The 13,776-nt window shown below is 55.3% G+C and carries 13 protein-coding genes; 3 read left to right on the top strand and 10 right to left on the bottom strand.

What is annotated here, in order from left to right:
• Window positions 1–5: 5 nt before the first annotated feature.
• The 5 genes from Q1A69_RS04145 to Q1A69_RS04125 all read right to left on the bottom strand — a co-directional run bounded on the left by Q1A69_RS04145 (window position 6) and on the right by Q1A69_RS04125 (window position 3,784).
• Window positions 6–623 carry a YqiA/YcfP family alpha/beta fold hydrolase gene (locus Q1A69_RS04145; protein ID WP_299581510.1) on the bottom strand — a complete coding sequence of 206 codons (618 nt, stop codon included), beginning with the start codon at window positions 621–623 and terminating at the stop codon, window positions 6–8.
• 75 nt (window positions 624–698) lie between these two features.
• On the bottom strand, window positions 699–1,349 hold the full coding sequence (locus tag Q1A69_RS04140) for a hypothetical protein (protein ID WP_299581508.1): 651 nt from the start codon (window positions 1,347–1,349) through the stop codon (window positions 699–701).
• 297 nt (window positions 1,350–1,646) lie between these two features.
• Entirely contained in the window at window positions 1,647–2,471 is an 825-nt protein-coding gene (locus Q1A69_RS04135) for a phosphodiesterase (RefSeq protein ID WP_299581505.1), read from the bottom strand.
• A 41-nt stretch (window positions 2,472–2,512) separates the two neighbouring features.
• Entirely contained in the window at window positions 2,513–3,034 is a 522-nt protein-coding gene (locus Q1A69_RS04130; protein WP_299581502.1) for a DUF1249 domain-containing protein, read from the bottom strand.
• Window positions 3,035–3,121: 87 nt separating this feature from the next.
• Window positions 3,122–3,784: an NUDIX domain-containing protein gene (locus tag Q1A69_RS04125; RefSeq protein ID WP_299581497.1), complete on the bottom strand. Its 663-nt coding sequence runs from the start codon at window positions 3,782–3,784 to the stop codon at window positions 3,122–3,124.
• A 149-nt stretch (window positions 3,785–3,933) separates the two neighbouring features.
• Here Q1A69_RS04125 and Q1A69_RS04120 point away from each other — a divergent pair, with 149 nt between their 5' ends.
• Both Q1A69_RS04120 and Q1A69_RS04115 read left to right on the top strand, forming a co-directional pair.
• Window positions 3,934–4,974, top strand: a complete 1,041-nt coding sequence (locus Q1A69_RS04120; RefSeq protein WP_299581494.1) for a glycosyltransferase — start codon at window positions 3,934–3,936, stop codon at window positions 4,972–4,974.
• A gap of 38 nt (window positions 4,975–5,012) precedes the next feature.
• Window positions 5,013–6,077: a glycosyltransferase gene (locus Q1A69_RS04115; protein WP_299581491.1), complete on the top strand. Its 1,065-nt coding sequence runs from the start codon at window positions 5,013–5,015 to the stop codon at window positions 6,075–6,077.
• A 192-nt stretch (window positions 6,078–6,269) separates the two neighbouring features.
• Here the strand turns inward: Q1A69_RS04115 and Q1A69_RS04110 are convergent, their stop codons facing one another.
• The 4 genes from Q1A69_RS04110 to Q1A69_RS04095 are packed head-to-tail and all read right to left on the bottom strand — an operon-like array spanning window position 6,270 to window position 10,549.
• Window positions 6,270–6,821 carry a DUF4136 domain-containing protein gene (locus tag Q1A69_RS04110; protein ID WP_299581488.1) on the bottom strand — a complete coding sequence of 184 codons (552 nt, stop codon included), beginning with the start codon at window positions 6,819–6,821 and terminating at the stop codon, window positions 6,270–6,272.
• 23 nt (window positions 6,822–6,844) lie between these two features.
• On the bottom strand, window positions 6,845–9,229 hold the full coding sequence (locus Q1A69_RS04105; protein WP_299581485.1) for an MlaD family protein: 2,385 nt from the start codon (window positions 9,227–9,229) through the stop codon (window positions 6,845–6,847).
• Window positions 9,222–9,902 carry a paraquat-inducible protein A gene (locus Q1A69_RS04100; protein ID WP_299581482.1) on the bottom strand — a complete coding sequence of 227 codons (681 nt, stop codon included), beginning with the start codon at window positions 9,900–9,902 and terminating at the stop codon, window positions 9,222–9,224. Before Q1A69_RS04100 ends, Q1A69_RS04105 begins: the two co-directional genes overlap by 8 nt.
• The gene (locus Q1A69_RS04095; protein ID WP_299581479.1) at window positions 9,899–10,549 is read right to left on the bottom strand and encodes a paraquat-inducible protein A; all 651 of its coding nucleotides are present in this window, start codon (window positions 10,547–10,549) and stop codon (window positions 9,899–9,901) included. Before Q1A69_RS04095 ends, Q1A69_RS04100 begins: the two co-directional genes overlap by 4 nt.
• 356 nt (window positions 10,550–10,905) lie before the next feature.
• Between Q1A69_RS04095 and Q1A69_RS04090 the strand changes: the two genes are divergently transcribed.
• Window positions 10,906–12,432, top strand: coding sequence for a TolC family outer membrane protein (locus Q1A69_RS04090; protein WP_299581476.1), 1,527 nt, complete (start codon window positions 10,906–10,908; stop codon window positions 12,430–12,432).
• Between the two features lie 32 nt (window positions 12,433–12,464).
• On the opposite strand, the gene waaA is transcribed toward Q1A69_RS04090, so the two are convergent.
• The gene (gene waaA / locus Q1A69_RS04085) at window positions 12,465–13,763 is read right to left on the bottom strand and encodes a lipid IV(A) 3-deoxy-D-manno-octulosonic acid transferase (protein WP_299581559.1); all 1,299 of its coding nucleotides are present in this window, start codon (window positions 13,761–13,763) and stop codon (window positions 12,465–12,467) included.
• Window positions 13,764–13,776: the final 13 nt, after the last annotated feature.

Here is a 13,776-nt window from a genome sequence, read left to right as displayed (position 1 = left end):
ATAAATTACTGCTGGTTAAATAGGAATTCGACAATGGGATCGCAGTAACGCGCGAACCCTTGGAAACTGTGATCGCCACCCTCTTCGAGAGTTTGGCGCTGCCCTTGATAGAGTGATTCAGCATCGCGATAGTCGAGGGTTTCATCGCCGCGCTGGGCCAAAAGCCAATAGCGGCCGTTCAGCGAACTGGGCAGCTCGGCTTCCACTCGCTCCATGGTATCAACGTCAGCCTCACTTAAGCGATACTCCTGCGCTTCTCCACTGTAGGGCTGTAACACCCGCCCGACATAAGCCGGCATAAAGCGGGATGGACGTACCGCAGGATTGATAAGCACTGCCGGCAGGTTATAGCGCTCTCCCAGGTAAGTACACCAGAAGCCCCCCATAGAGCTCCCAACGAGGCCAATGGGGCTGGGGGATTGTAAAAAACCCTCCAGCAGGCTGTTCAGCGACTCCCGAGCAACATCAGGGTAAGGGGATATTTGCGGTGCGCAGAAAGTAATATGGGGGAAATCGACAGCAAGTCGCTCCCGCATTAACTGGCATTTAAAAGACTGCGGCGATGACAAAAAGCCGTGCAAGTAGATAAGCAGCGGCCTTCCCTTGAGAGTTTGTGTGTGCATAGACGGGGATTATAGCGCCCCTTCACCTCTGTGGGGTCAAGCCCCCTTGCAAACCTACGCCCGGCAAAGCGTAGATTAGAGTAGCGATTTATCCAGGCTGGCGAAGACACGGCGCATGTCCACTCGCAAATCTGACCAAAAGGTAACATTAGTAAAGCGCTGTAGGCGTCCGCCGGGCCCAGCTGAGCCGAGGTTTTCGCCGATATTCCGCCGGTCGCGGAAATGCATGACCGCACTGCCGTCACGATTGTACAAAGTACCCTTCAGCTCTGCGTAGGCGCTCTGCTCGGTATAGATCCGCCAAGCCCAGGGTGAGGGTTCCAGCGGCGCGGCCAGGGAGAAGCGCTGTAGGGAGATGGACAACGTGTAATCAGCCTCCACCTGCTCTAACACCTGCCGGGCATTCCGCGGTTTGAGCAGTTTTTCGGTGAACGCCTGTGCCAGCAGTGCGTCCAGTCGCTGCCGTTCCCTCAGATCCAGCTGGTAATCTTTCTCCCGGTAATGGCGCCTGAAAGGGGAGGAAAATCGCTTCGAATACTCAATCTCAGCGGGTGCGATATAAACCCTGGCACCACCGAGATCCAGGGCGAAAGCCGCCGCGACCTCATCGAGCTGGCTCGGGCGCGCTTGCAACCCATCGCTGCGCTCCGCAACGGCGGTTTGCTGGCCACAAGCCGCCAATATCACTGAGAACAAAAAGAGTGGTAAATACAATAATTTATGCATTTTTTGGCTCCTGATTTGCCGAAATCGCTTTTTGGTAGAGGCCCGCAACAGCAAAATTTCTTTTCACTAAATTTTGCGCCCAGGCAAATTCAGAAAGCGAACCAGACGACTCAGCTGGCCCAGCCTTATGCCGCCTCTTCCCCGTTTCTAGAAAACAATAAACCACTGAAAGTCCCATTCTACGGCGACGGTGTGAAAAAATAGGGAGCCTCGGTAAAGGTTTTCTTATCTCTTTTTTACAAGAAAAACTGGGAGTGACAGAAACACCACTGTAAATTTGCAGCGGCTTGGTTTATATCAATAACCGGATGAGGCGAGATCCACACAATATTTGGAAATAGCAACACGCTCTACGCCAGTATCATAAGAGCCATCACTATGCAGCTCAAACCAGCGATAACCAGGCATTTCCTCATCTACAGCAAAGGGGCCGCTGCCGGGGGTAAATTGCACTGAGGTGGAGGGAGTCGCGTGCAGGCCAACCTGCCCGCGCTGACAGTCGAATTGCTGATGTACATGCCCCCAAACCAGGGCCTTTACCTGGGTGGCCTGATCGATCATTTGCCAAAATGTTTCGCAGCCCTCGCGCAGCATATGCCCATCAATCCACTTGCTGCCCACGGGAACCGGTTGGTGATGCATCATAACAATCACCGGGTGATGGCGTGTCTCCCACAACAGCAGCTCCAAGCGATCCAGCTTTGCTCTGTCGAGGCCCCCGCAGATCTTTCCCGATACACTGGTGTCCAGTAATACTAAACGCCAATCTCCCAAAGTGACCAAATCGGCGCAGCGATTGGGCGCCAGCTTTTTCATTCGGGCGCTGACATCGTGATTGCCGGGGAGCCAGTACCAGGGCATGGAGAGTGAGCGGCTTTTTTGCAGGAAGCGGCAGTAGGAAGCCTCTGAGCCGTTGGCACTGATATCGCCGGTGGCGACCAGAGCGCGGGCACGGGGCTGCCCGGCCCGGAGAGAGGCCAGGACCTCATCGAGAGTGTGGCCTGTATCCAGACCCAGTAATTGATAGTCCGGCCTGCTGCCAATATGTGGATCTGTAATCTGAATTAGACGATGCGATGACGCCCCCTCGGGCGAATTCGACTTATTGTGCTCGCGAATCACTTGCTCACCTTGTGTTCACATCCATGTGCTCTACAGCAGAATTAGAATCTCCGGCCATCCAGCACCAGTTCGAATTCTGCGCGACCATTTGCAAGACAGTACTCCAGCCATTCGCCGAGAAAACGATTGGCCTGGGGTCTCTCATCTGCGCGCTGCATACGGGGATTCGGGTAGGCGGTATCCACTCCTTTACCGCCCACCGGCCCGCGGCCATTGGCTGTTATCACCTCCGCCATGCACGCATCGTGGTAGAGGCGTACAGTCAAGTCCGGCGGCTCCAGCCACTCGCACTCGCTGAGCCTTACCTCGGCCCCCAGAGACACCTCCGTGGTGTATCTGGAACGCTCCACAACTCTCAACACCAGAGTGCCACCGGGTAATTGATACCGCCAAAGTGCCCTCTGCGAAAGCTCTGGCAACAATTTGGTCAAGCGCAGGTAGTTTGCATCGCAATCGGCATGATAAGACGACAGATCGACTCTATACACCGCCCTTTCGTTGCCATTTGGCGACATTCTTAACTGACTGCGCTGCCGCGCTTTTGCATTACCCTGTAGAGCCATTATCAACACTCCAATTCAGTGGCCGCCGTGACTCAGCTCTCAGTTTGCCCTAAACGCAGGTAACAGCACGCAACGCAAAATGACCGATCAGGCAGTTGGCCTTAACTTTTTGAGTTCTGCCCGGTGCAACTGCAACCACTGCATACAAATGATAGTGGCCGAATTATCGATAGGGTTCTCTCCTGGAGCATAGTCTGCCGCCATAGCGCCGAGCACCGAGTCTGTGGGAAACACCCGCAAGCGGATATCTTCATTCTCCTGCTCGAGTCCAAAATAACCCTCTGCCAGGCTCAAGTCCACCAGCGCACAGTAGAGGTGTAACCGCTCGTTACTGCCGCCTACACTAGGCATATAACTGTGGATAAAATGCAGATTCTGCACCTGCAGACCCGCCTCTTCCAATACCTCTCGCCGCGCTACATCCGCTAGCGATTCACCGGCCTCCACGATGCCGGCAACCACTTCCAAGCACCAGGGACCCGCCGGGCGTTCCAAGGCACCAACTCGGAATTGCTCGGTAAGTGCAACCAAATCCCGTTCGGGATCGTAGAGCAGCACCCCCACTGCCGGACCGCGTACAAAAAGCTCGCGCTGGAAAGCGTTACTCCAGCCACCACCAAACAAACGGTGGCGCAAGCGCAGGCGCAACATGGAGAAAAAACCCTTGAAAACCGTCTCTTTGGAAACAATTTCCACATCGACTGCGGAAAATTCCGGGGACAGGGAGGTTGGACTGTTATTTTTTGGCATTGTTCGCCGTCCTTCTCTGCGATTGGGGTCTGCAGACTCTGGCACTATATGGCCGAGAACCAGCTGTTATACTCTGCGCCCACCGTACCAGCCCCTGAATCAAGCGGCCATACGAATTATCTCCCTGAATTTTTAGAGAGTGCACCACCATGAGAGTGCTCAATATCGCCTATCAGCAACTGCGCCGCTATGGCAAGACGCGGGTCAGCTGGGCACAGAAACTGACTTTTGGTCTGATTAAAAATGACCACTATACACAGGTATTCAGCGACCGGGATGTGGCCGCATTTGAGGCGCCTTTTGGAATCCGCGATCTGGGTGTAAGCAAGGCCAACCGCCGTCTGCTGGAGACGATTGAGGCTTTTGAGCCCGACCTGGTCATCGCCGGTCACTGCGATATGATCAGCAACGACACCTTAAAAGCGATCAAGCAACAACAGCCCAACTGCCTGATTGCGCACTGCAATAACGACCCATTATTCGTCCCTAGCAATGTAGAGCGCATCAAACACCGCGCTGAAGTCGCCGATGCGGTGTTTGTCTCCACCGGCCGTCCCGAGCTAAATATTTTTGAGGGTATCGGTGCCCGGGTTTACCACATGCCAAACCCCGTCGAGACTTCTATTGAAAGTCTTAACAATGCCGAACGCACCGACCTTCCTATCGACCTGCTGTTTTGCAGTAATAGCAATAATTTCACCAAGCGTCTGCAAATGGTGAAAAACCTCAAGGATGCCCTGGGGGACTCGCTGAACTTCAAGACCTATGGCAGCTTTGGCGAAGCACCCGTGTGGGGACGAGATTACGATCGTGCTCTGGTACAAACTAAAATGGGCCTGAACTTTAATCGCCAGGATACCCACTACTGGTATTCCTCCGCGCGCATGGCCCAGCTCGCCGGCAATGGTATTTTGCAGTTCACCAGTGACAAATTGCACTTTGATACACTGCTACCCGCCGAGAGCGTGGTCTACTTTTCCGATGAACAGGATCTACTGGCAAAAATCCGCGAGTTCCACAGTGACGATGCCAAACGACGTGCCTGGGCGGCAAAAGCCAGGGAGTTTTTCCACACCGAGATGAACTCGAAACTCTACGCCCAGTACATCGTCGAAGCCACGAGTCTGCAGCCCTTCAGTCACGAATATGCCTGGGCGCGCGATATCAACTTGGACGGCACCTTGAAATAACAGGCCACCGGAAGAATGAAACAGAATACGCAGGATTTATGAGTAGCAAACCAATTCGAGTAGCGCAGGTCCTCGCCGGTGCCGAGCACGGTGGCGCAGAGAATTTTTTCGTGCGCTTGGTAAGCGGCCTGAACCCCAGAAACGAAATTAACGAGAAGGCCTTTATCCGCAACCACGACCACCGCGTGCAGGCATTGCGCAATAACGAGGTGGAAACAGAGGGATTTAAGTTTGGTGGCAAACTAGATTTTCTCGGTCGCAGAATTTACCGGGAGGCCCTGAATAACTGGCAACCGGATATCGTAATGACCTGGATGGGGCGCGCCACCATCATCACTCCCAACTCGAAAAACTACCTATTGGTAAGCCGACTCGGTCACTACTACAACCTCAAGTATTACCGTCACGCAGATTACTGGATCGGTATTAGCAAGGGTATTTGTCAACACATGATCGATGGCGGCATTCCCAGGGAGCGAATTTTTCATATCCCGAATTTTGCCGATGAAACTCCGGTCAGCCCTCTGCCACGCAATAGTTTTAATACGCCGGAAGACAGCCCCCTGATCCTCGCCGCGGGGCGCCTGCATATCAACAAGGGCTTCGATGTATTGCTGCACGCCCTTGTACAAATACCCAATGCCACCCTTTGGCTGGCCGGTGCCGGCCCGGAGGAAGCCAACCTCAAGGCGCTGTGCCACAAGCTCGGCCTGGATCAGCGTGTACGCTTCCTCGGCTGGCGCAACGATGTCACCACCCTGATGCGCACCGCGGATCTATTTGTCTGTCCGTCTCGGCACGAGGGACTGGGCTCAATTGTGATGGAGTCCTGGGCACACCGTTGCCCAATAGTAGCCACCAACTCCCAAGGGCCAGGCGAAGTGATCAGCGATGGACACAGCGGTCTTATCACCCCCATCGACGATGCCGATGCCCTCGCCAAAGCCATCCGTTCGGTGCTGGATAATCCGGAGTTGCGCCGAAGCCTGATTGAAAACGCTTCCGAAGTGTATGCGAAGGGGTATTCGAAGCAGTTTATTGTGGATTCCTACATTGAGCTGTACGAAACCTTGATGCATCGCGGGCGTCCCAAATTATCATAAGCCACGGAGAGATCGGCTTCCTCACCCGTAGGGGTCGCTGAAACTGAAACAGTAAAAACCAAGTCGGCAAAATACAGAGAAATAACCTCGAAATTTGCAGTGTTTAGCCGACTCGCCGCCGGCCTATAGCCGGCGGTAGAACTATTTACTGGGCAGGTTCATCACTATTGAAAAGCCCGCACAGACGCCAAATTACTGATACGCCGGCGGTAAGTCCCTCAGTAACTGGCTGACGCCCTGGGATATCAGGCGTTGGCGCTGTTCGATACTGTCGGGGCGGGTTAGCAGTTCACTGGCTCTGCCCCCCCAAATAGCGGCACCGTCTGGGCGGCCAATCCCCACGCTCATAATAACCAGCGGAGCGTCGGTCAACGGCGGCAATTCGACCACATCCTGGGGGGCGTTGCTGTCAAATTGCTTGTCCCAACTCGGGTTTCTGGTATCTCCAGAAAAAAATTCATCCACAACCGCAACCTGATAATCCACCACCATATCCGCATCCTGATCCTGAGCCACCTGACGGTAGCCGCGCCGCTGCAATTGCGCCGCCACAGTACCGCGCATTTCTTCATCCAGCTCCACCAGCTGCGCCGTTGCATCCACATCGCTAAGCGGCGCTACCCCCCACTTATAAGTGGAAAAAGCCACCGGTTGAGCGCCTGTATTCACTCGCTCCACCTGCATTTCCTGGCACCCGGCCAAGAACAGTAGAGTCATTAGCCCCATGGATAATAGGTAACGCATAAATACTCCTTTGACTTTCATACTTATTTGACAGGTTCAAAATCATTATACAACTCGATTTTGGGGCTCCACTTATACCACTTGGGCTCCGGGCGCGGATAGAGTGGAAAGTGGCTGCCGGATTCCACTTCGAACCCCATAAACGGTGGTTCTGGAGTTGCAAAAGCAATGCCCCCTTTGATCAAAGCCTGGGCAGACTCGGTATTGATATTCAGACCACTTTTCAGCCCAAAATTCACATCCACACCGCTGGCGTTCCAAAAAACGGTGTGCTCACGTACCAGCGGACGATATTGCGGCTGAATGTGCACATAGATATAAACCCTGTCCGCCCACTCCCCCAAGGCAAATCCGGTAACTTCCCCCACCTGAACCTGTCGGTAATAAACCGGGCTGCCCGCCACCAGGGAACCGCGCCGGGCGGCATCGAGTATCACCGTCAGACCCGGCCGACTCATAGTCTCGGCAAGGTCCTCTTTGGGCGCCTGTAGCTCGGCGAAAAATTCTGTTTGCGGCGGTCCACCGCCGGGCTCCAGAGCCAGGTAACGGCCGGTAATAAGAGTATCTAAGTGCTCGACTTTAGTGAGACCAATTTGCGGCGATACCACCCAGATACGCGTGCCCGCGCGGGCAAAGTTACCGCCTCGATGATAGAGCTTTACACGCGCCTTAACTTCAGCGAGGTCTCCACCGAGACGCAAGCGGGTTATTTCACCAACCTGCACCCCTTTGTAACGCAGAGGGGCCCCGACCTTTAGCCCCTCGGCATTGGGCAAACTGATACTGATTTCAATGCCCTCTTCCAGAGCCGCCTCACGACTGCGGTATAGGGGAAACTGGTCACCACTTTGCACTTCGGAGCCCTTGCCGTGATCCTCGCGCCGGATACCGAACGCAACTCCGCCACGCAGCAGCGACATCAGTGAATCCGCCTGCACCTCGATGCCCTTGCTGAGGCTCGCACTGGCGCGCAGTCCGCTGATATTCCAAAAGCGCGTACCCGGCTTCACCAAGTGTGCGTAACGCGGCTCGATCACCACATACACCTCGACGCCCTCACCGTCCCTGCGCAGCTCCATGCCCTGCACCTTGCCCACTTCGATACGGCGAAAATAGACCGGGGCACCCCGCTGTAAGGAGCCCGGATTGCGGGAGGTGAGACGCAAGTGTAGTCCCGGCACTCTGGAGTCCATCTGCGGTGCCGAGGCGCGCGCGGAAAAAGTGCGCTGGGAACGCTGTCCGCGGCGCAGGTCTACCTCAATCCGGTTGCCCTGAATTAATTCATTCAAACCGCCACTGAAATCAAAGGTAGGTGGCGCCAACCAGAAGCGGGTGTTCTCAGTGAGCAAGTCATCAGTGGCCGGGTCCATCAACACTCTGACCTCCATACCATTGATGCGCTTATTGGCTTTCGCCCGGCTGACCTCGCCCACCTTGATGCCCTGGTAATACACCTTAGTACCACCCGGTGTCACATCGACGCCGCGATCGAAATTTAGAGTGACCGCGATACCCGCGTCCGCCGCAGCAAAATTTTTATACAGCTTGAATTCTGTGCCGTTGACCGCCAGTGGAGACTGGCGTTGGGGTTCTGGTGTATAGAAACTAACCCCACCGGCAAACAGGGCGGCGAGAGATTCCAGATTAATGCTGATACCGCTGATGCCACCCTCAATAGAAATCCCGGAACTGTTCCAGAAGCGGCTCCCTCTGTGCACTAGGTAAGCGTATTCACGGCGGATAAATAATTCGATGCTGACCTCACTGCCGTCCTCACCGAGGCTGTAGTCCGCCACCTGCCCCACTCTCAACTGTCGGTAATACACCGGTGATCCCCGACTCAGAGAGCCGAGTCGACGCGATTTGAGCACTACGCGCAGACCGTCGCCACGAATAAAGGCCGGAGGTCTATCCAGGGCGACAAATTCCCGTTTGCGTTTACCACTACCGGATTCCACCGCGATGTAATTCCCCGACAACAGCGTCTCCAAACCGCTGATCCCAGTGATGGAAAGCTCGGGTTTCACCACCCAAAACTCGGTACCCTCCACTAACAGGTACTCGGCACTGCGATTGAGACTGACTTCCGCGAGAACACCATCGGCACCGTTTAATTCTTTTGCGTTGGGCACCAGGCGCACGTCCTGTACAACGCCGATATCCACGCCGGAATACTTCACAACCGTTTTGCCTTTGACTAAGCCATCGCCGGAGTGAAACAGGATACTCGCGTGTACATCTCCCTCGGCCACATCCTGGTAGAGCAACCACACGGCGATCAAGCCCGCAACCAGAGGTAATATCCACACTAATGGCAAACCCCGGCTTCTGCGCACCTGCCCTCGCTGGGCGCCTTCATAGGCGCGTGGCTCGATGACCTCACTGTCCTCGGGCGTGTTGTCAGCCATTCTCAGCCGCACCCCTATGAGCCGTTTCAGGCTCTACCGCGGTTGCATACAGATCGCCATCGTAAGCATCCCAGATCAAGCGCGGGTCGAAAGAGCGCGCCGCCATCATGGTGACCACCACTACCGAAGCAAAAGCGGTACTACCCGGACCGGCCGCTACCTGAGCAATAAATCCCATATCCACCAGGGCCACGAGGATCGAGATCATAAACAAGTCCAACAGCGACCAGCGCCCTATACCGGACACCACCCGGTAAATTTTCATCGCCTGGGAGGGCACAAAATGTAATCGCAGTTGAATCTGTACCAACAATAAAACCAAACCCAGTAATTTCATTACCGGGACCGCGATACTGGCTACAAATACAACCAGGGCGATTCCCCACATACCGCTGTTATAGAGTTGCATCACACCACTGATAATCGTACTGGGCTCCCCGGCACCGAGATAAATCACACTCATGATTGGCAAAACATTCGCAGGAAGTAGCAGCAGGACCCCGGTAATCGTCAGTGCCCAAGTCAGCATCAAGCTACCATCAATGCGACCGTGTACTCTCGAGTCACAGCGGGGGCAGCGACAGCGCCCGCCCCTCGCCGGTAGGATGATCAACTGATGACAGCTCAGGCAGCTGCTCAACCCATTCTTGAGTGCCTTTTGCGGGGTACTCATGTTGCCGCCTCAGGCCGGGTGGGGCGCTGCGCCATGCGCTGCCAAATGGCATGTTGATCGAAGCTGAGTGAGGAGAGATTGGCCAATACCATCATGGCACCAAAACAGTAGAGCCCCGGCTCCACATCCATTTTGCCCAGGTCTCTAAGTTTGATCAGCGCCACCAGAATGCCCAACATATACACATCCAACATGCCCCACTCCTTGATGTGCTGATACCAGCGTACCGCGTTGGCAACCGCACGATCCAGAACCCTCCAGGCGCTGCCACAACAGATAAATAGCAACAACAGAAATTTGCCCAGGGGCGCCAGCACGCTGCAAAACAGCACCAGCGATGCCAGCCAAATAAATCCCGCCTTGTACAGGGAGTAGACACCATTCAACAGGGTATTTTCGGCACCAAAAGAGAAAATGGAGAATTTAAGCAGGGGCAGACTGGCAGAGGGAATAAACAAAAAAAGCCCTGTCAGGCTCAAGGCGATGGTGTAATAGACACTGTGGTTACCATTGCGATGTAGGGTACAGCGGCAGCGCGGGCAAACCAGTTTTTGGCCTGCTGGTGCTAACCCACCAGTCAATAGTAGATCGCACTCGTGGCATGCACGCTGCCAAGGTACAGGCTTTTTGTTGCGCAGCTGATCCATGTGCCAGAGGTCCTTGCCTTATTCTGCACAATTTTTGCCGCATCCAAATGCTTCGATGGCGCGTCTATTGCAATACAGGGCCTTTGCCCTATTCAATGCTGCTCTGATATTGCCAGGCAGTTACCGGTAAACGCACATTCGCGTCGGTTTAACGAAGATATACCAAAAAGCCGAAAGCGTCGCCTCGACGCTTAGACTAGCCGCGGGTACACTCTCGCGACTGCTACTTGGGGAGACTGGCAGCACCATCGGACTATGCGAGCCAAGGGAACCCACCGAGAATCCAGAACTCGAGTGCCGCTCCAAACAACTGACAGAAGCTTGAAGACCGCACCCGCCACAGGAAGTTGAAACAGATGAAAAGAAGTAACCGCAAAGAGCCGCGAGGCCGCCAGTTGCGCCCACTGAAGAGACTCGTCGCCGCCACCCTACTGGGCTTCGGCGCCATGCAGGCCCAGGCCGACACCCTGTGGGATATCTATATGCAGGCGCTGGATAACGACCCCCAACTGGCCGCAGACAGGGCTGGTTACCATGCGGGGATTGAGGCAAAAAATCAGCTGCGCGCCCCTTTGTTGCCGCAAGTAAATGCTCAAATCCAGGCAGCAAAAAATCACGAATTCCGGCAGTTTGGGGCTGCAGAGCCTGTTGATGAAGAGAACGACAACAATATTGAACTGGTCGATTTCCTTCAACGAGAAACAGGAACTTTTGACGACAGAACTTACAATGCCAGCCTAAGCCAAGCAATATTTGACGCCCCGGCTTGGTTCGGTTACCAGCAGGGCAAAAAACTGACCGAACGAGCCACCGCAGAATATAGTGCAAACCAGCAGGCTATGATGATTCGCGTAGCCACAGCTTATTTTGATGTACTGCGCGCCTACGATGTGCTGGAAGCGGCCGTTTCTGAGGAAAAGGCCCTAGCCAAGCAGCTGGAACAAACGCAGCAGCGTTTTGAGGTTGGACTGACTGCCATTACCGATGTGTACGATTCCCAGGCCGCCTACGACAGCTCCGTAGCGCGACGCCTGACTGCCCAAGATGACTTGCTCAGCGACTTCGATGCCCTCTCTGTCCTCACCGGCGGTTACCACGATGAGGTTGCCCCCCTGGTAGAGACCTTCCAGGTAGCGCCACCTGTGCCGGCAGATCGCGCCGACTGGGTAGAATTCGCCCTGGCCAATAACTTCGACCTAAAAGCCTCACGCCTGAATGCTGAGGCAGCGCGCTACAACGCCCGCTCTAGAGCCAGTGAGCATCTGCCAACGCTTACAGGTTCTGTCTCGTACAATAAGCTCACGGTGAAAGGCGATCAAAAAAGCAAATTTTTATTCGATGAACAATTTCGAGATCGGAATCGATCCACGGTATTTCCGCGCGACCAGGATTTTCGCGATACTACCGTCGCGATTACCTTAGACATCCCCATCTACACCGGCGGCCTGCTCAGCGCCAACCGCCGTGAGGCGCGCAACCTGTCCTTCCAGGCCCAGGATCTGCGCAACCTGACCGAGCGCAACACCATCCAAACCACCCGCACGCTACACCGCGCGGTAGTGACCGATGTCTCCCGCGTATCGGCGCGGCAGCAGGCTGTGGTTTCCGCCAAGAGCGCACTGGAAGCCACCCAGGCGGGCTATGAGGTGGGCACCCGTAATATCGTCGATGTACTCCTGGCCCAGCGCACCTTGTTCCTGGCGGAGACAGATTATGCTAACGCGTTGTACGACTACATCCTCAACACCCTCAATCTCAAGCAGGTAGCGGGACTGCTGTCTCCCAAAGACTTGCAAGAGCTGGATACCATGTTGAATCCAGCGCATAACATTTACCGTGTTGCAGAAGCCGGTTCCACCAATCTGCCAGGGCCATCCAAATAAAACGCCCTAACAGTGAGTGGGCACAGGCCCACTCACTGGTTCTGCGATCCAGACTGCAGCCCTTCAATTTCATTCAATAAACGCTGTAAAGCACCGCTATTTTCCTGAGCAACAACTCGGCCACACTGCCCCGCAGTGATGCGCTGCGAATCCTTTTCCAACCACTCGCGCAACTGCAAAACCAGGCCCTCGACATCTTTCACGACCACCATACCGCCAGCATCCGTTAGCAACTGGCCAACAGTGGCAAAGTTATGCAGGAAGGGGCCGGTGATTACCGGCACTCCCCAGGCTGCTGGCTCGATCATATTGTGCCCGCCCACGGGAACCAGGCTGCCACCCACAAAGGCCATATCGCAGGCACCGAAAAAGCGCAGCAACTCCCCCATAGTGTCCCCCAGGAGTATCTGATCGCGGGGGGACAATCCCAGCCCCTCACTGCGCCTGGCCACCCGGAAGCCCCGTTCCTGACAGAGGTGCGCGACGCGGTCAAAGCGCTGGGGGTGTCGCGGCACCAGAACCAGGAGTAAATCCTCAAAAGTCTTCACCAGTTCCCGGTAGGCATCCAAAATAATTTCATCTTCACCGGCATGGGTACTGGCCGCCAACCATATCTTGCGCCCACTGGAACCTCGCCACTGGTGCGCCAGAGCCTGGGCTTCGCTGGCCAGCCCCAAGTCTATCGACAGATCAAACTTGATATTCCCACTGACCACCACCCGCTGTGGTGGCAGCCCCAGGTCCACAAAGCGCTGCGCATCCACATCGTACTGGGCCACCACTCTATCCAGGTTGGCGAGCATGGAGGCCGTGAGTTTTGCAAATTTGCCGTAGCCTCGAGCCGATTTCTCACTGAGACGCGCATTGGCCAGTAGCGTCGGTATTTTGCGCTTTCTGCACAGGTGCAGAAGGTTGGGCCACAATTCGGTTTCCACAATGACCAACATGCTCGGACGCAGGGCTTGCAGGAAAGGAACCAGACATTCGGGCAGATCATAGGGCAGGTAGTAGTGTAAAAGACGCCCCCCCAAAACCGGTTGTAGCGCCTCGCGGACCCGTTCGGAGCCGGTGGGGGTACTAGTAGTCACCAACCATTGCCAATCGGGATGACGGGCGGCCAGCTGGGCAATAACCGGCACTGCGGCCAGCGTCTCTCCCACGGAAACCGAGTGTACCCACAAAAGTGGCGCGCGGCTGAGGCGCGTCGGCACACGCCCCAAGCGTTCCCGCAGACGTTGCCGATACGCGGGCTGGCGGCGACCTCGCCACCAGAGGCGCAGCAAAATAAATGGGACGGCCACTCGAAAAATACAGGTATACAGGACACGCATCGACAAAAGTGCT

The organism is uncultured Microbulbifer sp. (assembly GCF_947498635.1).
Taxonomy (GTDB): domain Bacteria; phylum Pseudomonadota; class Gammaproteobacteria; order Pseudomonadales; family Cellvibrionaceae; genus Microbulbifer; species Microbulbifer echini.
The sequence above is the reverse complement of the archived record's forward strand: the minus strand, read 5'-3'. Positions and strand labels throughout refer to the sequence as shown.